An 18,066-nucleotide genomic window follows, 5' to 3' on the forward strand; every position below is an offset into this window, starting at 1 on the left:
GGCATCCACCACCGCTTAAATAAATCGCTTTGCGTTTCGATTTTGACCATATTTTTTTTACGATATTCATGCTGCTGGCAGGGCTGGATAGGGTATAGGAAAAACGGCATCCGGCTTGTATCGTTTTATTTCGGTTATCAAACCAGGGATATCGCCCATCACGTATTTGAAATGATTGCCGGTAAAAACCTTGCTGTAATTTTGGTTAATGATACCGGTAAGCTGGTGGTAAAGCGACTCATCAAACAGCAAAATCACGCCCTTATGCATCACCAGTAAAATATCATTGGGTGTTATATCATAAAAAGCCTGCAAACCGGCTTTGTCTTTTGCTTTAGCTATTATAATATCCGCATCAAATCCGTTGATAATGCTGCCACTATTTAGTTTCCAGATTTGGGCAGGGGATGAAGTAAGAGAGCTGTACAATTCATCATCATTAAGCATTTGGGTTTTACGCGCAAGGCGAATGTGATGCCAGATGTCCCAATGCCCGGTAAGTGTGCTGTCTGTGCCAAATAAAATCGTTGTTTTGCTTTTTAGCTCATCAATGGCCGCTGTTTTATTAAGCAGAAAATAGTTTGATTCGGGGCACCAAACCACGGCTTCGAAATGTTTGGCTTGTTGAGGATCCATAGCTACTCCATGGATCCCGATGAGCTTACGCTTAAGGATATTCCATTTAATTAGTTCATCTATTTCGGTATGGGCGATATCGTTTGTGCCCTCGCCTGTATGGATCACAGCCGGTTTATTTATTTTAAGCGGGTTATTGAGCCGTTTTTTCCAGTTTTTTTCAAAGCGGACAGAATGGATGCTCTGGCAATTATCAAATATGGTGATGAGAGGATCATTTATGGTAGCTTTTTCGCCATGGTTTACTACTGTAGTAATGCCGCAAAGCAGGTTTTTATAAACACCCCAGCGCTCGCGCAGGGCAATAGGGATTTTTAGCACAGATGCAATCTCATCAGCGTAAACGCGGTGAATGTGTTTTCCCCATTCGGTATAACTTTCATAGGTTTTATTGCCAAGCTGCGGAAAAAGATTGAAATCAAGATGGTCATGCGAGTTGATCAGGCCCGGAAAGGCAATGGCATCCACAAAGGTCAGCTGTTCGCGGTCATCAGTATGTGAAGGGGAAACCTGTTTTATTTTACCCTCACTTATACTTATGCTTACCACGGCATCATTTCCCGGTATCATCACATTATTCAGTACCATCAGTTCTCCTCAAGTGCAGCCCGTAAATAATGGGAAAGCCTTTATACTTATCATAAACATGAAGCGCGTTTTTATTGGCGTAATAATGCTTCATGGTTTCATCTATTTTAATTTCTTCTTCGGCAACCAGTATAAAGCTATTGTTCAGCAGCGCATCTTTAATAGTATTTACGGGGTGCACATAGTTTTCGACAGCTATAAAACTGCTGCCATGTTTAAATGTCCGCTTGCCGCCATTTGCCAGTGTCTGCGGATGGAAATCGGTAATGATGATGTCGCCGGTCGGTTTTAGGATCCGCATCCAGGCCTGCAAGGCAACTTCAATATTTTTGATGTGCGCAACGGTAAGGGTTGAAACTATGGTGTCAAAACTCCCCGATGACATGTCACCGAACAGGTCGTCGGTAATGCGGTAAATATTTGCCGATGGAAACTTTTGCTGTAAACGGGACAGCATCCCGGCAGATGTGTCAAAGCCGGTTAACCGCCCTGGATTTAGCGCAAACATTTTTTCCCAATGCCTGCCGGTACCGCAGCCAATATCGGCCACGTTTTTACCGGCGATAACTGTATCCGTAACCAGGCGGGGAAACAAAACTTCATCCAAATCGAGCATGAGGTTACCTGGCTGCGCATCATAATGCTCGGCCCAGATATCGTAGGCATCCACCGAGTTTTTCTCTATGATATTGGGCGGGAAAAAGCGCTGCTTAATATAATTTTTTACAGTTTGGATCACAATTGCGGGATATTAGTAACATCTTATATCAGCAAATACGGCCGTTAAATAATAATGGTTGCCAGCTATTTTATTTATAAAGGCAGGCAACCTGTGTGAAAGCCAGGGCGTATTTATTAGTGTGAAAGTGATAGTGTAGAAGCTCAGATTAATTGTTGAATGGGCAATCCCCCCATTTGTGATTGGGTATGGCAGTGGGTTTTATTTTGTGTGCAGACTTTGTAATGGCAGGGGTGCTTTACAGGCTGCTTAAACTAAAAGATAAACCCATTGCCGGGGGGGATTGAAAGCAAAGTATTGATACTAACAGATGAACAAGATATTATTATTTAACCCGCGCAGTGCAAATAACAAGTATCGCATACCTAATTCGATACTAAATATAGCGGCTTCAGTTGATGGAAAATATGACTGGGTAATTGTTGACGGCAATTGTGAGCATGACCCTATGATTAAGATAGATAGCTATTTAAGCACCGGCGAGTTTAAATACTTTGGGTTTACAGTTATGCCCGGTCCGCAGTTAAAACAGGCTATTACTGCGGCAAAAACTATAAAGCAAAGATATCCCAATACCAAAATGATCTGGGGCGGGTATTTTCCATCAAATCAGCCTAACGCGGTTTTATATTCCGGTTATGTCGATTTTATTATCAACGGGCCTGGTGATCACGCTTTCCCCGCCTTGATTGATGCCCTGGAGAAAAACGAACCTTATGAGTTTATCCGCAACCTCATCTATAAAGCAACCGATGGTAAGATTATCAAAACCGCTAAGGAGGACCTTTTAGACCAGGATAATCTGCCGCCTTTACCATATGATAAGCTGAACACTTTTTATCCCATTACCAAGTTTTTGGGTAAAACCTATCTGGGCGAAAAAACAATGGCCTATCACTCCAGTATCGGCTGCCCCTTCACCTGCTCCTTTTGTGCTGTAGTGCCGATATATGAGGCAAGGTGGAAGGCAAAATCAGCTCAGAATGTTTACAAGGATGTAAAATATATTAAAGATAAATGGGGTGCAGATGCCATTGAGTTTCATGATAACAACTTTTTTGTATCAGAAAAGCGCGCGGTTGAGTTTGCCCGTTTAATCAAACCCGAAAACATGACCTGGTGGGGTATGGCCCGTATCGATACCATGTCGAAATTTAAAGATTCATCCCTCGCTGCAATCCGCGAATCAGGATGTAAGATCATCTTTTTCGGAGCCGAAAGTGGTAACAATGCCATTTTAGAACAGATGGATAAGGGCGGAACGCAAACAGGCGACCAGATCATTGAGTTTGCCGAACGTCTTAAAAAGTTTGACATCATACCCGAATATTCTTTTGTATTAGGCACTCCGGCGCCAACCCAGGAACAGGTTCAGTCGCAAATTGATTTTGAAATAGACTTTATAAAAAAGGTAAAGGCTGTTAACCCTAAAACCGAGATCGTGATTTATACCTACAGTCCTGTGCCTACGGAAGGGTCAGAATTGTTTAAGCAGGTAATGAAAAGCGGCTTCCGTTTTCCCGAAACACTGGAGGACTGGATAAGCCCGGCATGGGAAGCCTTTGATCTTCGTAAAAATCCGCTCACGCCATGGCTTACACCGGAAATGATCGATAAGATCAGGAATTTTGAAACGGTGCTGAACGGGGTGTATCCAACGGTAACGGATATCAGGCTCAATATGATTAAACGTATGGCCATTAAACTGGTAGCTACCATGCGCTATAAGGCGAGCATGTACCATTATCCTTATGAAATAAAGTTGCTACAAAAGGTTTGGCGTTACAGGCAACCCGAAATACAGGGATTTTAATTTATGCAGATGACAGGCCAATCGTTATATCATACCTTTCAGCGTCTCCGCACATTGCAAACGCACCGCGTCGCTGCGCTACCCATCGTGATTTTGATGCCGCACAGTGCCTGCAACTGCCGTTGCGTAATGTGCGATATCTGGAAGGATAATAAAAACCTGAAGCAGCTTACCGAAGCAGATATAACTGATCTGTTAGGCGCTTTACGAAAGTTTGGTACAAAGCAGGTATTGATGTCGGGTGGGGAGGCGTTGCTGAATGCCAATTTTTTCAGGCTTTGCGAAATTTTGCGTGCTGAAAAGATCAAGGTTACGCTGCTGTCGACAGGTTTGTCTATCAAGAAAAACGCGTTCGATATTTTAAGACGGATTGATGATTTGATTGTTTCTTTAGATGGCGATGAACTTTTACATGATGCCATCCGAAATGTTCCAGGGGCATTCAATAAATTGAAGGAGGGAGTGGAGTACATTAAATCTCTCGAACCCCAATACCGCATTACAGCCCGTACCGTAATTCACCGTTTAAATTTCAGGAATTGGCCGGCCATTATTGAAGCGGCAAGGCAAATGGGTATTGACCAGGTGAGCTTTTTACCTGCCGATGTGAGCAGCCATGCCTTTAACCGCCAAACTGCATGGGCCGAGCCTCGGCAACATGAGATACTACCGACTGAAAATGAACTTGCCGAATTTCAGGAAATGACAAACCAGGTGTTGGCTAATAAAAGCGATTTTGCCAACAGGTTCATTGCCGAATCTCCGGCTAAGATCCGGGATATTTATGGTTATTATGCTGCTTTTTATGGCCATAATGCATTCCCGTTTAAAAAGTGTAATGCACCATGGGTGTCGGCAGTGATTGAGGCTGATGGCGCGGTAAGGCCTTGCTTTTTTCATGAGGCGATAGGTAACATCAGGGATAATTCATTAAATGATATTTTGAACAGCAAAGAGGCGATCAATTTTCGCAAAACACTGGATATGGCTAATGACCCTACCTGTGTTAAATGTGTATGCTCGCTTAATTTATCACCGCTGGCGAGGTTGGATTGATAAATAGAAATTATAACAGCACGGGATTTGTGCGATTCCCTCTTGAGAGGGATGTAGGGGGGGCGTTTCTTTCAAGATTGCTCGCATGCGGAATAACACACCCTGCAATTACACAGCCTCACGCGCCCCCTCTCAAGAGGGGAATGAAATCAGGTCTTTAAACACGATGAACAATATACTGTTTACACATTCTTACTTTTTACGGTTCGACCCAAAGCAATGGGGCATAGGGCAACCTTATGCGCCGCTGGGTACTATATACGCTGCTGCGCTGATGCGGGAGCGCGGTTACCGGGTAAGCCTGTTTGATACCATGTTTGTGAGCAATCCTGACGGGGTGATAGCCGCTATTGAGTTGAATAAACCGGATTTTTTTGTGGTTTATGATGATGGGTTCAACTACCTGACCAAAATGTGCCTCACCAATATGCGCGAGGCTGCATTTAAAATGTGCAAGCTGGCTAAGGAACGTGGCTGTACAGTTATCGTTTCCAGCTCAGATTCAACCGACAGGTATGCAGCATATCTTGCCGAAGGAGCTGATTTTGTGATATTGGGTGAAGCCGAACAAACGCTGACAGAACTTACTGACCATATCCGAAGTGGCAATACTGATCATTTTGAGATAAAAGGATTAGCTTACACGAGCGGCAGCGAGATTATTAAAACACCCGGCCGCGCGGTAATGAAGAAACTGGATAGTTTGCCAATGCCCGCCTGGGATTTGGTGAATATGGATACCTACCGGGATATGTGGATGAAGAATGCAGGCTATTTTTCAATTAATGTGGTAACCACCCGCGGTTGTCCGTTCAAGTGTAACTGGTGCGCCAAGCCTATTTATGGCAACCGGTATAATTCTCACAGTCCGCAGTATATTGTTAATGAGCTTAAAATGCTTAAGGAGCGGTGCCAGATGGATCATATCTGGTTTTGTGATGATATTTTTGGGTTGAAACCCGGCTGGGTGCAGGAATTTGCCAAACTGCTGGCACAGGAGGGAATTAAGGTCCGTTTCAAGATCCAGTCGCGGGCCGATTTATTGGCAGAGGAAGAAGCTGTAGCAGCCCTGGCCGCCGCCGGTTGTGAAAACGTGTGGATAGGGGCCGAAAGCGGATCGCAGAAGGTACTGGACGCCATGGATAAGGGTATCACTATCGATCAGATCCATACGGCTACGCACCTCATGAAAGCGCATGGCATTAAGCCATCGTTCTTTATCCAGTTTGGCTACCCCGAAGAAACGCGGGATGATATTACGCTTACCATAGATATGATTAACCGGTTGCTGCCATTTGAGATTGGTATTTCGGTATCCTATCCGTTGCCGGGTACCGGTTTTTACGAGCGCGTTAAAACCGAGTTGAAAAAGAAAACCAACTGGACAGACTCCGACGAGATGGCGCTGATGTTTAAAAACACCTACCCGCCTTTTTACTACAAGCAATTACATAAATATGTACACCGCAACTATCACAAGCACCTGGCTAAAAACAGCTTCCAAAAACTGCTAAAAGATCCGTTTGGGAGTTCGGTAAAAAATATCAGGAAAGCGTTATCGGTGTTTTATTATGCGCCGCTTACTTATCTTGAAAAGTTGAAGCTGGAAAAATTTGAAAAGGCAATATGACCGGCACCGCATCACCTATAAACGAACAATTTGCCGAGGCTGCATTCAGTAACCAGTCGGTAGTTTTTGATGAGCTGTACTCAGGCGACACGATAATTGCGTACAAGCGCAAACGCGTGCGTGATCATATCCTGCAATACCTGAAGCCTGGAAGCAACATCCTTGAACTGAATAGTGGTACCGGTGAAGATGCGCTGTTTTTTGCACAAAAAGGATTTAAAGTACATGCTACCGATATTTCAAAAGGGATGCAGCAGCAACTACGCGAAAAGGTGGTAAAGTATGATATGCAGCATGCCGTAAGCAATGAGCTTTGTTCATATACGCAGCTTGAACAGCTAAACAATAAAGGCCCTTATGATCTGATCTTTTCCAACTTTGCAGGCCTCAATTGTACCGGCGAACTGGAAAAAGTATTGAGCTCATTTGCCGGGCTACTAAATCCGGGAGGCACGGTGACCCTGGTGGCGCTGCCCAAATTCTGCCTCTGGGAAACTTTACTGGTATTTAAAGGGAAATTTAAAACTGCTTTTCGCCGGTTTTTTAGCAGTAATGGCCGCAAGGCGCATGTTGAAGGTGTATACTTTGATTGTTTCTATTACAACCCATCCTACATTAAAAAACGTTTAAAATCCGACTTTAAAGTATTGGATGTTGAGGGCTTGTGTACCATCGTGCCGCCATCATATATTGAAGGCTTTGCCGAAAAACATCCGCGTGCCTATAAAACACTTGCCCGTTGGGAGAACAGGTTGAAGGCCACCTGGCCGTTTAAGTACGTGGGCGATTATTATATTATTTCGCTGAGGAAAATGTAATTGAGAACGTCATGCTGAGTTTTGGAATCCAGCGGACTGTGAAGGGCTAATGACAAAAAGATGTGGTCACCCTGAGCTTGTCGAAGGGTCGCGCGCAGAGGCCTTGCCCGCCATGCTTCGACTGGCTACCCATGACAAGATAAAAAATGTGGTTTTTCGCAGCAGATCAGCTTCGGGTGAAAACGAACAGAACGATGCTGGGCGGTGCGGCTGCAGGGGCATAGCAAGTTTTTGCAGAAGCGGAGGCATTGCGTGCGAATCGGGGCAAAATAATTGCAGCCCGTGGTTCTGTTCGTTTTGCAGGGTGAAGGCCGCGCCGATGGCTACGGGGCCAGGTTGTGCGCAAAGAAGCCTCTCTGCTGCAAGCCTTTTTGGTTACTTTTGTGGCGACAAAAGTAACTGGCCCCGCGCGGCAAGAGCGCGACGATGTAAGTCAAATACTAATGAAGCCCGTTACCAGCCTGTCGGGGATTGCTTCATTCCTTGAAGCAATGACATGAACGCAGATGTCATTTTACCTTCAGAGGCCACGGGATTTAAATCACTCAGCATGACAGCTGTTTTAAATTATGCCAAAAGTAACTTGTTTCAGGAACCCATAGAACAGGTATTGTATACAGGGTTTAGACTTAGCATTTTAGGGCCGAAATAATTTCGGTATGACGATAAGGAGGAGTTTTATTGCGCCATCCGCTCTTCAAATTGCTGTAACAGCATGGAAACTTTAATCCGGTATTTTTCTATCAGTTTAATTTGAAAGTTCTCGGGAGAGGGCTTGGCAAAATGTTTGCTTGCGGCCATGCTCATTACCGTACCCCGCATATTCAATTTCTTCATTTCAGTTTTCTTGTTCCATCGCCCGGAGGTGATTTTCATCAATACATTATCCAGCCAATCGCCGAATGGATTATTGAACAGGCTTTCTGCAAATGTTTTATACCACCGCTTTTTTAATGGTTTAGCAGTAGCGAGGCGCATACATTTGTTAGGCAGGAAACCGGAGGTCCAGGCATTAGATTTATAAAAGCTTTCAAAGGTAAGGTCACCCTCTAATGGGATAATAGTTGCTACTTCAATTGCTGTATAAATGTTCTTTTCAACTATCTGCAGTTGGGCCTCATCAATATAGTAGTTCATGCAGTAGTTGTGCTGTTTACCAACCAAAAAGGTAAGTTTTTTGAACATATGCATAAACGTACGTGCAAGCCAAAGCCTGTTGCGTTCGGTAATGATAAAAAAATCAATGTCCGAATTGTCATCGGCAAAGTTTTTGGACAAAGAACCTGAAATGCCTATACCACGAACGTAAGGAAACCGGATCAGGAACGCGCCTATTTCTTTAGCTTTATTGATTAGCCCGGCAGCTTTTTTGTTTCCTTTATTACGCCTCACCGCTATCATATAATCGTTTTTGAGCGAATAAAACCTATCGAAATGAAATACCAGCTTATTGACGATAAGTTGATCAAGCGCTTCAGTGAAATCATGTCGGCCATACTTGTTTTCCAAAAACAGGAATATCTCGCCGTAGGTTAACGGGTAGTCCCACATGTCAAAATAGGCAAGGGTAGCTAAAATATTATTCCTGGTATTTAACAATCGTTTATTGTTTTGTTCAACTAAGATGACTGTACTTTTCACGTCTTTGTATATATAATGATGACGTACCCCTTGCAGCTTTGGTTGCCTGTTAATAAACTAATTACACAATATTCTTAGCGTGGGTAGCTGTTGTTTCTGAGCTTGCAGAAAATATTAGTAGTGAGAAAAATACACTGTAAAAAAAGATGCCTTTATCCACATCTAAAAAGTTTTCTGAAAAGGAAACGGCGGTTATAATAACCATAAAAGCCATGAGCAATAGGTCGCGTTTTGTAACGGCTGCCCTGATGCCAAATGCCAGCACGCACAGGTAAACCATCAACCCAACGACCCCCGATTTAATAAAAAAGCTGATAAACTGGTTATGTGCATTTAACCCGGCCAGGTACGACCGGTAAAATTGATGGTCAAAAAATGGGTCTTTGAGCAAACCAATTTCAGTGCCTGCGCCATGACCTATAACAGGCGATTGTGCTCCCACGCTAATGGCCACGCTCCAGCGCGCTAATCGCGGATCGGTGAGTTCGGCGTCGGTTGATTGGCTCAGGTCTTTTTTTAGCTCGGTTACATAACGTTCCTTAAAAGTATCCCGGGTATAAATGCCTGCCATCACCACAATAAATAATGCTGCGCTAATGGCCATAAACCTGAAGCGGTTTCGCCCTTTTAGTATAAACAAAGGCAGCGCGATATTTATAATAAGCAGCAAAGCTATAAATATCGATTTTGAACTAAGCTGCAAAATGCCCATTGCTAAAATACCGCAGCAAGTAAGCCAGAAAAATTTACGGGGCATTACTGTTTCCGTTACTAAAACATACAGCAGATAAACCAGTGCTATGGCTATCTGCATGGAAAAAAATGTAGCATGGATTTCCAGCGGTTCCGAAAAATTGTGGTTTGTGAACGCTGGGGACGCTAATGCTTTTAAAGGCAGATGATAATATTTTATCGTAACAAGCGCCTGTAAAAAAAGATAAGTGATAGTGATGGTACAGCCTAATGAAAATACGAATAAAAAATTATGCCGGTATTTTTTTAGATCGAGCGGGTTAAAACAAAAGATTAATGGGATAAGCAAAATGGTAACCTGCCTGCCTAATTCTGTAAAAGCCTGGGGTTTATTGGTGGTGTAAATAATGCTCAAAAGTGTTACAAAAAAAACAGCAGCCAAAGCAAAGTTAGCCCTTGTTAATAGCGGATTTATAGTTGTTTTGCGAATTTGGATAATAGTATGCAGGGCCAGGCCTATTAAAAACAGGTGGCTGTAAAACAGGTTGAAGGGCAGGCTCAGCAATAACAGCATCAGCAGGTAATAGCTTATCCTGTTGTTTAGCGTATCATCAGGCTTTAATAGCTTTTCCATGTTGTTGCTGATAGCATTCCAGTATAAAATCTTCGTAATCGTTGATCACTACCTCCCAGCTAAACTGGTATTGTATCTTATGAAGGTTATTTTTCACCATTTCGCGTTCGGTATCCTTGCGCTGCACATTCTCAACCAAATGGCGTACCTCGTTAGCATTATCAAAATAAAAAGCATCTGAATTGAGTACCGATTTATTGAAGGGATTATTATGGGCCGCAATCAGGGCTTCGCTGGCCATGGCTTCAAGCAGCGACGGATTAGTGCCACCCACGCTATGCCCGTGGAAATACAGGTAGCTGTTATTCTGTAGCGCGCGCACAACCGAATTATCAAAATTGGCCCCCTTAAACTGGATGCGGTCATCGTTTTTAAACCTGTGGGTTATGAATTTGCCAAAGCGGTTGCTGGTATCGCCCAAAACCATAAAGCTTTTTTTTGATGAACTGTTGTTAAAGCCTTCTAAAATAGTTTCGATGTTGTTTTCGGGCTCCATGCGGGCCATCAGCAAAAAATAATCTTCTTTAAGCACCTCGCTTTTATCAAACTGCTCACGTTCCTGGTCTGAAAACAGATCGGCACCATAGGGGATATACCGGCTGTCGACCTCGTACTTATCCTTAAGGTATGACCTGATTACCCTTGAGTCGGAAATATAATACTGACTATGTTTCACGGCCAGCTTTTCCGCGTACTTCAAAAATTGTTGTACAGGCTTTGAGTACTTGGAGCGTTTCCACTCCAGTCCATCCATATTGGTAATGATAACGCTGTTGGACGGGTAAAGGTGCCCCCAAACCGAGCTGCTGGTGTAGCCCATAAGCAGTACTACATCAAACTTACGTTTACGGGCATCCATAAGGCAGTTAAAATCATAGGCAAACTGCCCGGCAGTGCCTATCAGATACTCCGGATCGTAACAATGTACAATGTTAACGCCGTTCCAGGTATCGGCTTCATAAGGGTGGTTATGGGAGTTATAAACGGTAACTGAATGTCCTTTTTTTACCAAGCCGGCCGATACATATTCGGAAATATGCTCAAACCCGCCATAGTAGTTCGGGATGCCCCTCGTGCCTAAGATCGCTATTTTTAGTTTCATGACAATGAAAATTTGCTTGTAACAAGTTGTAAAATATGGTGCTGCTTTTTTGCCAGTGGTATTGCTGTTCAACATGCCGCGCTACTTGGCTGGTGAAGGCATCGCCGGGTGGTTGCTGTGCGGCAAGTAATAGCTTTTGCTCAAAATCGGCATGATTGGCCGGGTTAAAAGTATATGGCGCAAAAAAATAGAAATTTTTCATAGCCGTTTCTGCCGAGCATAATACAGGTGCACCACAAATGGCTGCTTCAAGCGGCGGGATCCCAAAGCCTTCGGCTTTTGAGGGATATACAAACAGCCTGCAGGCCCGGTAAAAGGCCGCCAGATCGGCCTGTTCTGCCTGCGGTATCCACCTGAAAAACCGCTCTTGCTCAGGCGTAAGGCTCTTGATGAGCCTGGCTAAGCCCGGTGTTTTTATGGATGCTTTACCAATGAACACCAGGCCAATGCCTTTTTCGTACAGCTTCAGTTTCAAATATTTTTGCAGTAACAAAAGGTGGTTTTTGCGGGGTTCAATGCGGCTGGTGTACAGGATGAAATTTCTTATGCCGAATTTTTCCGCTATCCAATCTTCTGCCTCTGGTTTTGATGACTGGTATTGCAGCAATGAGTTACTTACCCCGTTTTGGATAATATGCACCTCGTCAGCGGGGATTTGGTAATAATCACAGATCCTGTCTTTTGAATAGTCGGATACAGTGGTTTTGATATCTGCATTTTTAATGCTGCGGCCAAAAAGGTAATTGCGCGTTAAGCTGAACAGGATGGGGAAATCTGTCCTGAAATCGTTAAACAGCAAATCGTGCATGGTTACTATGTACCTGCAGCCCGCCATTTTTTTAGGGCTGACGTATTGAAAATGTGCAAAATCAAACCTGTATTTTTTGATGTAGGCCGGTATATCAAATACAAAGCGCAGGATGTTGATTCCCCTGTTTTTATAAGGCAATATGTTTTGCGGCGGCAGCAGGGGGAACAATCTGCGGACATTATCGGTATCGTGGGCGCCGATGTAAATATCTATGTCCGGGCGGTGGGCCAGCAGATGGTTGTATAATTCGCGTATAAAAGTTTGCGCTCCTTGAAATTCTTTGTCAAAGGAGTGGGCATCAACAAACAGTTTTATCTTTTTAGCTGCCATAATTCAATTCGTTTTGATTTAAAACAGCGGTTGGCAGCTCGGCGTCGGCTAATCGGAAATTGCGTTTACCTAATTGGTATAAACTCATCAGCATACGCTCGGGCAGAAATGACATCAGCAGCAAAAAATAATTTTTGAGATGCAGCGGGCTGATAGAAAGTGTTTTCAGCAGGTTTTCCCTTGCCTTTTCCGGCTGATAATTATTCCACAGGTATTTTTTGCCGAGCAGGGCATAATAAGCTCCTTTTTTGATGCGTGGAGATAACTGTTTAATGCCGATCTCAGACAACTGCCTTCCTTCGGCTTCAGTAATGCTCCCCTTGCGCAGGGCATTGTACTTGATCTGCCTAAATTTACCTGTACGCCATTTTTCATCAATGGTAACAGATTCGGCATTGAGCCTCACCTTAATGAGCGGTTGATTAAGGTTAAAAGCTTTTTCGTGTTTAAGGATACCTGCCCACAAAAAATGATCTTCAAAAGTGTAGGCCAACTCATTGTAGCCACCGGCATTTAAAACGGTATCACGCTTATAAAATACACTGGAGTGAATGAAGGGACAAATCCTGTAACTGAGCTGCCTTATCTGGTTATGGCTCAGGGCGTCAGGTTGCCAGGTAAATATCAGATCGCCGTTAACATCGGTATAGTCAACTCCCGAACCAATAATGCTATAATAGGGATGAGATGTGATGAAATCATACTGCACCTGCAGGCGGTAAGGATAACATACATCGTCGGCATCGAAACGGGCTATATAAGGCGCCCGCGCGTGGCGTAAACCGTTGTTGAGGGCTGCAGCTACGCCTTTGTTTTCCTGGCTCAAAATCACTATACGCTCATCGTTAAATGAGTTAATAATATCTGCCGTGTCATCAGTTGAGCCATCATTTACAATCAGCAATTCAAAATCAGCAAACGATTGTTCAAGTACCGATGTAATAGCTTCGCGAATATATTTACCGGCATTATAAGCAGGCATTAAAACAGTAATTTGAGGGCTATGCATACGCAAGTTCCTCCTGCACTGTAGTTTTTGTTTTCAAGTGGGGTGTAGTAGTTTCTTTTATATTGAGGAGTAACATCAATTCAAAAATTACCAGTACCGAGAGCTGCTCGAACCAGTAATCGAGAAAGAATATGCCCGTTACCATCATTAGGATGGGCAAACCATAACTAAGCTTTTTATAATGCCGGGCAAAAAAGCCAATGTAAAATATAAGCAGGGCAAGCAACCCGAGGATACCGTATTCACTAAGCATTTGATCGTAAGTGGAGTAGGGGTTATTGCGTACCGAACGGAAACCTGCGTCCTTGCTGAAAAAGCTCAGGTACAGGTCTAAATGATTGTGCATAAATGCCGGGTTGATATAGATGTATTTTTGGGGATAATTGCCCCTTATACCGGCACCAACCGCCCTGAAAGCTATTTTGGATGAAAAATTTCCGGGAGCTAAACCCACTATACTTTGTAAAGGATGACTGATAAGATAATTAAAGGTTTGTATTGCACCGGTAATCTTTCCAGGCAATGCAGGATTGAAGGGCTCAAGCCGGCAAAGTGGTAGCTGATCCTTGTGAGCAGCTATACAGTCGATAAGCTGTTGCCTGTCGGGAGTCATTTCGCCGGTGTTATAAAATTCGGCAAAGTGTGTGTTTGGCCCCGGGATGTATAGCCTGCCGTCATCGGTAAGCGGCAAGCTTTTGATCTTTTTGTCAAGTGCGCTTGGTTTTTCCTGTTGGGCCTTTATCCTGCTCAGGCTGTCCAGATAGTTTTGTGCAAATTTTCTCCTTTGTTCATCCCTGGTTATGAATCGCCCGCCGGGATTGGCAGTTGTTGCCTGCCCTGCTGCATGGCCCTGTTTTTCAATACGATTTTCCCGCAGCGTACTTTTAGTCACTTCGTTAATATACTTTTCATTTTGCGGCGATATTTTGACGAGGGAGATCACATAAAGCAGCAATGCCACTACTATCATGCTTTTTTGATTGCGCGTGGTTTTATAAACAAAAATGAAAGCGAGGAGCAGCAGTACCAAAATGCTGATGAGGTTACTGTAGGTAAGTGCCAGCGTGCTCATGCACACGATCATCATGGGCAAATTATTCTTATAAATGAAGTAAAACACACCGAAAGCGCAGATAACAGCATTGGTTGATGAAATGTCAAAGCTTATGCCCATTACATCATCGCCGGTATTGATATAATAGCGCTGATGCATTCCCATAAAAGCATAGGGGTTAATGCTTTTAGTGATCCACATAATATGCATTAGGTTACCTGCCGAGAAAACTGCGTTTATGATAAAAAAAATGATCAGTGTACGGTAAATGGTTTCGGCATCTGTTTTATCAACCATCAGCTTAACCTGGTGAACGGCCAGCAGGGCCAGCGCCCAGCATATCAAAGCCCAGCCAAAAACAGGTATATAATACAGGTTGGAAAAATTTTGGTTGATGACTGCTGCGGCAATAGCTATAGGGAAAACCAGCAGATAGAATAACGGGATCCTTGAATTGCGCAGCTTAAAGCCAAATTGAAAGTTAAACTGGCTTATGTAAACAAAAATCAACGCAACTATCTTAAATGGGATCCGCACGTTGATAAACAGCAGCAGGAAGATCAGCAGCCGCCAATCGGCATAAGTTTTCCACCTCTTAATATCAAAACCCGGCAAACTGATTGTCATTATTCCTTTGTATTTATTGATGTTCATTTCCCGGTTTTGCCGGCCTTGTCGCAATTGTTTCGTTTAAATAGGTTACGTGCCAAAAAATGGAATGGTTGCCTCGTTAATGTGCTGATATATGCAGATATTTAACCGGGATATTAAAATGTTACAGGCAACCGGCCGATAAAAACAATAGTATAAGAGTATAAACATATACGTCGTTGTTCAGGAGTAAAGCGTTCATCAGGTTTTTTTCGTCAGGTTTGCAGGCACTTGCCTTGCAGGTGCTTGGCAGTATCTTTTTTTATATTATTTCTGTTTACCTGAGTAAGGACAGCTTTGGAGCCATTAGCTGGATGAATGCCTTATCTATATTTGTTACCACCATCTTGGGGTTTGGACTGGAACAGGTAGTGATCAGGCGTATAGCAGCCTCACAACGGTCGGATTGGGCGGCGGCGGCATTTTTGTTCCATTCGCTCGCTACTTTTTTTGTAACCCTGGGCGTATTGTTATTATTAAGTTTAATATTGCACGACAATATCTACCAGGCGCTGCCATGGTTTTTTATAGCCCAGGGCCTGCTTTTCCTGGGTATTCCGTTAAAACAGTTTCTAAACGCAAAGGAAAAATTTACGCCCTATGGTATAATCGCCGTTATAAGTAACAGCTTAAGGGTTTGTGGTGCATTCTATCTTATTACTATACAGCAATTACAAGTTCGTTCTGTAGTAATGGTAATGATAGGCACAGCCGGGGCCGAATTGCTGGCACTGCTCATGTATGTTATCACGAAAACAGATTTTAGTTTTAAATTTCAACTTCGGGCTTATAAAAAGTTGCTTAAAGAGGCCTCGGCGCAGTATGTATCGGTAATATTTGATATGAGCTTGTCGCGGATGGACTGGCTGTTGCTGGGTTTTATGGCAAGCAAAACCGTGTTGGCCGACTATAGTTTTGCATACCGGGCTTATGAGCTTTCGCGCCTGCCCATGCTTGTTATAGCTCCCGTTATTTTACCGCGCCTGTCAAGGCTGATGGCCTTAAAGCCATCTAACCAATTGCAGGAGCAGGTAAATTCCTTTAATACAGTCGAGTTGCTGTTGGCTATGCTCTTACCACTTGTCCTTAATATACTTTGGACACCTGTAGTGGGGATGATAACCGGCGGCAAATATGGCGCTGCCAATGCTACCGAATTTTTGATCCTGTCATTGTGTATACCCCTGCAGTTTTTCATAAACCTGCTTTGGTCGTTAAGTTTTAGCGTTAAAAAGTACAAGGCTGTATCATCTGTTACCGTAATCTGTGCTACAACAAATATTGCGCTTAACCTGATATTGATCCCGCTACTGGATGGTATTGGTTCGGCTGTGGCATTTTTAATTACCAATATATTACAGGCGGTGCTTTATTACAGGTTGGTGAATGAAAATATTATGCATATCAGCTTACGGCCATTTGTGATACTACTTCCTGCTGCTTTGGCCGGCTGGTTTATAACAGCTTCAATCAACATACATTTCTTGTTCAGGCTTTTATTGGGGATAGTTTTTTATCTGTTAATAGCTTTAATATCAAAACAATTGAGCAGTCGTAATATTCAAAACAGTAAACAGTTTTTAGCGCAATGAACATTTTATACCTGTGCGATGAATATCCTCCCGGACCGCATGGCGGTATTGGAACCTATGTGCGGCTCATTGCCCGGCAAATGGTAAAGCTGGGACATAAGGTAATTGTTGCCGGGTTGTATAGCCGCGGATACGGAGGCGCGGATGAATTTGAGGATGAAGGTGTAAAAGTTTTGAGATATCGCTGGAGCATTGATGATAAGTGGTTTGAAAATCAGCGGTCTGCCGGGGTACGGATGCTCAACAGGATATTACTGGATACAGGTATCACGCAACGGGATATAAAAAGAAGCCTTGCGGCTTATCAAAAAAAACTGGAACATATGATAGCCGATGAGCAGATCAATATTATTGAAATGCCCGATTATAATGACTATATCAGGTTTTGTAAATCATATGTGCCGTTCCCCACATTGCCTGTTCCTATAGTTGTTAAATTAAATGGTTCCATTACTTACTTCAATGCTGAGGCAGGAACACCGGTGGCACCGTATGTTTTGAAAATGGAGCAGGATATTTTAAACCGCGCAGCGGCTGTTAGCAGCGCAAGCGCCTATACTGCAAAAAAAAGCGCTGATTACCTGTCGTATAACAAGTTCATCACGGTGTTATATAATGGTATAGATATAAACTTAGCAGTTGGAAACAGTACACCGGCCGATACCAAACAGGTGGTATTTACGGGGAGCCTTGTTCAAAAGAAAGGGATTTTTCAGTTAGCGGAGGCCTGGAATATAGTTATAAAACAGGTCCCTGATGCCCGGTTACTGATACTGGGGAAAGGCCCGGTAAGTAAAGTAATCGCCTGCTTGCAGAAGGATGCAAAAAGCAGTGTTGTGTTTAAAGGACATGTGGAGAGGGATGAACTTTATGCCTGTTTAAGTAATTCGGCAGTGGCGGTATTCCCATCATATGCCGAAGCTTTTGCACTTGCGCCGTTAGAGGCTATGGCATGCGGAACGGCGGTGATCAATTCAAACCGAACATCCGGCACCGAACTTATTGATGATGGCGTTAACGGGCTGCTGATAAATCCAGACAATATTGAGGAATTAGCATCGGCAATAATTACATTGCTCAATGAGCCTGAAAAACGCCTGCGACTTGCTTTAGCCGGCTACGAAAAAGTGAAAGAATGTTTTGATATCGATATAGTGGCGAGGCAAACCCTGCAGTTTTACCAACAGGTGCTGGATAAATAGTTTTAAGTCGATAGTACTTAGTTGTAAAGCCAAAAGTCCTGTTTAATTTTGACTTCAGACTACCAAC

14 protein-coding genes are annotated in these 18,066 nt (G+C 43.4%); 6 read left to right on the forward strand and 8 right to left on the reverse strand.

Annotated features, from left to right (window positions below):
* Positions 1–66: 66 nt before the first annotated feature.
* Together BLP33_RS03495 and BLP33_RS03500 are read right to left on the reverse strand one after the other, a co-directional pair.
* Entirely contained in the window at positions 67–1,224 is a 1,158-nt protein-coding gene (locus tag BLP33_RS03495; RefSeq protein WP_090524910.1) for an amidohydrolase family protein, read from the reverse strand.
* Positions 1,211–1,963, reverse strand: a complete 753-nt coding sequence (locus tag BLP33_RS03500) for a class I SAM-dependent methyltransferase (RefSeq protein WP_090524912.1) — start codon at positions 1,961–1,963, stop codon at positions 1,211–1,213. The genes BLP33_RS03495 and BLP33_RS03500 overlap by 14 nt, the downstream gene beginning before the upstream one ends.
* A 310-nt stretch (positions 1,964–2,273) precedes the next feature.
* On the opposite strand from BLP33_RS03500, the gene BLP33_RS03505 reads away from it, so the two are divergent.
* The 4 genes from BLP33_RS03505 to BLP33_RS03520 all read left to right on the forward strand — a co-directional run bounded on the left by BLP33_RS03505 (position 2,274) and on the right by BLP33_RS03520 (position 7,280).
* Positions 2,274–3,776, forward strand: coding sequence for a B12-binding domain-containing radical SAM protein (locus BLP33_RS03505; RefSeq protein WP_090524914.1), 1,503 nt, complete (start codon positions 2,274–2,276; stop codon positions 3,774–3,776).
* A gap of 96 nt (positions 3,777–3,872) precedes the next feature.
* Positions 3,873–4,832, forward strand: coding sequence for a radical SAM protein (locus BLP33_RS03510; RefSeq protein ID WP_256382329.1), 960 nt, complete (start codon positions 3,873–3,875; stop codon positions 4,830–4,832).
* Between the two features lie 166 nt (positions 4,833–4,998).
* Positions 4,999–6,462, forward strand: a complete 1,464-nt coding sequence (locus BLP33_RS03515) for a B12-binding domain-containing radical SAM protein (protein WP_090524917.1) — start codon at positions 4,999–5,001, stop codon at positions 6,460–6,462.
* Positions 6,459–7,280: a class I SAM-dependent methyltransferase gene (locus tag BLP33_RS03520; RefSeq protein WP_090524919.1), complete on the forward strand. Its 822-nt coding sequence runs from the start codon at positions 6,459–6,461 to the stop codon at positions 7,278–7,280. The genes BLP33_RS03515 and BLP33_RS03520 overlap by 4 nt, the downstream gene beginning before the upstream one ends.
* Positions 7,281–7,958: 678 nt before the next feature.
* Here BLP33_RS03520 and BLP33_RS03530 read toward each other — a convergent pair.
* From BLP33_RS03530 to BLP33_RS03555, 6 genes are all read right to left on the reverse strand, one after another.
* Positions 7,959–8,921, reverse strand: a complete 963-nt coding sequence (locus BLP33_RS03530) for a nucleotidyltransferase domain-containing protein (RefSeq protein WP_139159918.1) — start codon at positions 8,919–8,921, stop codon at positions 7,959–7,961.
* A 61-nt stretch (positions 8,922–8,982) separates the two neighbouring features.
* Positions 8,983–10,248 (reverse strand): O-antigen ligase family protein, encoded by a 1,266-nt coding sequence (locus tag BLP33_RS03535; RefSeq protein WP_090524925.1) that lies wholly within the window; start codon positions 10,246–10,248, stop codon positions 8,983–8,985.
* On the reverse strand, positions 10,226–11,350 hold the full coding sequence (locus tag BLP33_RS03540) for a DUF1972 domain-containing protein (RefSeq protein WP_090524927.1): 1,125 nt from the start codon (positions 11,348–11,350) through the stop codon (positions 10,226–10,228). Before BLP33_RS03540 ends, BLP33_RS03535 begins: the two co-directional genes overlap by 23 nt.
* Positions 11,289–12,491: a glycosyltransferase family 4 protein gene (locus tag BLP33_RS03545; protein WP_090524929.1), complete on the reverse strand. Its 1,203-nt coding sequence runs from the start codon at positions 12,489–12,491 to the stop codon at positions 11,289–11,291. The genes BLP33_RS03540 and BLP33_RS03545 overlap by 62 nt, the downstream gene beginning before the upstream one ends.
* Positions 12,481–13,500 carry a glycosyltransferase gene (locus tag BLP33_RS03550; protein WP_090524931.1) on the reverse strand — a complete coding sequence of 340 codons (1,020 nt, stop codon included), beginning with the start codon at positions 13,498–13,500 and terminating at the stop codon, positions 12,481–12,483. The genes BLP33_RS03545 and BLP33_RS03550 overlap by 11 nt, the downstream gene beginning before the upstream one ends.
* A complete protein-coding gene (locus BLP33_RS03555; RefSeq protein WP_090524933.1) occupies positions 13,493–15,208 on the reverse strand; it encodes a hypothetical protein in 1,716 nt (571 codons plus the stop codon). The genes BLP33_RS03550 and BLP33_RS03555 overlap by 8 nt, the downstream gene beginning before the upstream one ends.
* 176 nt (positions 15,209–15,384) lie before the next feature.
* Here BLP33_RS03555 and BLP33_RS03560 point away from each other — a divergent pair, with 176 nt between their 5' ends.
* Together BLP33_RS03560 and BLP33_RS03565 are read left to right on the forward strand one after the other, a co-directional pair.
* A complete protein-coding gene (locus BLP33_RS03560) occupies positions 15,385–16,797 on the forward strand; it encodes an oligosaccharide flippase family protein (RefSeq protein WP_090524935.1) in 1,413 nt (470 codons plus the stop codon).
* Positions 16,794–17,999, forward strand: coding sequence for a glycosyltransferase family 4 protein (locus BLP33_RS03565; protein ID WP_090524937.1), 1,206 nt, complete (start codon positions 16,794–16,796; stop codon positions 17,997–17,999). The genes BLP33_RS03560 and BLP33_RS03565 overlap by 4 nt, the downstream gene beginning before the upstream one ends.
* The last annotated feature ends 67 nt before the right edge of the window (positions 18,000–18,066 follow it).

The sequence above is a fragment of the Mucilaginibacter sp. NFR10 genome (genome assembly GCF_900100445.1).
In the GTDB taxonomy this organism is placed as follows: Bacteria; Bacteroidota; Bacteroidia; order Sphingobacteriales; family Sphingobacteriaceae; genus Mucilaginibacter; species Mucilaginibacter rubeus.

What these genes read in the sequence shown, in the direction of transcription:
- BLP33_RS03545 (WP_090524929.1), bottom strand. Translation starts at nt 12,491, where the DNA reads ATGGCAGCTAAAAAGATAAAACTGTTTGTTGATGCCCACTCCTTTGAC.
- BLP33_RS03495 (WP_090524910.1), bottom strand. Translation starts at nt 1,224, where the DNA reads ATGGTACTGAATAATGTGATGATACCGGGAAATGATGCCGTGGTAAGC.
- BLP33_RS03520 (WP_090524919.1), top strand. Translation starts at nt 6,459, where the DNA reads ATGACCGGCACCGCATCACCTATAAACGAACAATTTGCCGAGGCTGCA.
- BLP33_RS03510 (WP_256382329.1), top strand. Translation starts at nt 3,873, where the DNA reads ATGCCGCACAGTGCCTGCAACTGCCGTTGCGTAATGTGCGATATCTGG.
- BLP33_RS03505 (WP_090524914.1), top strand. Translation starts at nt 2,274, where the DNA reads ATGAACAAGATATTATTATTTAACCCGCGCAGTGCAAATAACAAGTAT.
- BLP33_RS03555 (WP_090524933.1), bottom strand. Translation starts at nt 15,208, where the DNA reads ATGAACATCAATAAATACAAAGGAATAATGACAATCAGTTTGCCGGGT.
- BLP33_RS03550 (WP_090524931.1), bottom strand. Translation starts at nt 13,500, where the DNA reads ATGCATAGCCCTCAAATTACTGTTTTAATGCCTGCTTATAATGCCGGT.
- BLP33_RS03515 (WP_090524917.1), top strand. Translation starts at nt 4,999, where the DNA reads ATGAACAATATACTGTTTACACATTCTTACTTTTTACGGTTCGACCCA.
- BLP33_RS03565 (WP_090524937.1), top strand. Translation starts at nt 16,794, where the DNA reads ATGAACATTTTATACCTGTGCGATGAATATCCTCCCGGACCGCATGGC.
- BLP33_RS03540 (WP_090524927.1), bottom strand. Translation starts at nt 11,350, where the DNA reads ATGAAACTAAAAATAGCGATCTTAGGCACGAGGGGCATCCCGAACTAC.
- BLP33_RS03535 (WP_090524925.1), bottom strand. Translation starts at nt 10,248, where the DNA reads ATGGAAAAGCTATTAAAGCCTGATGATACGCTAAACAACAGGATAAGC.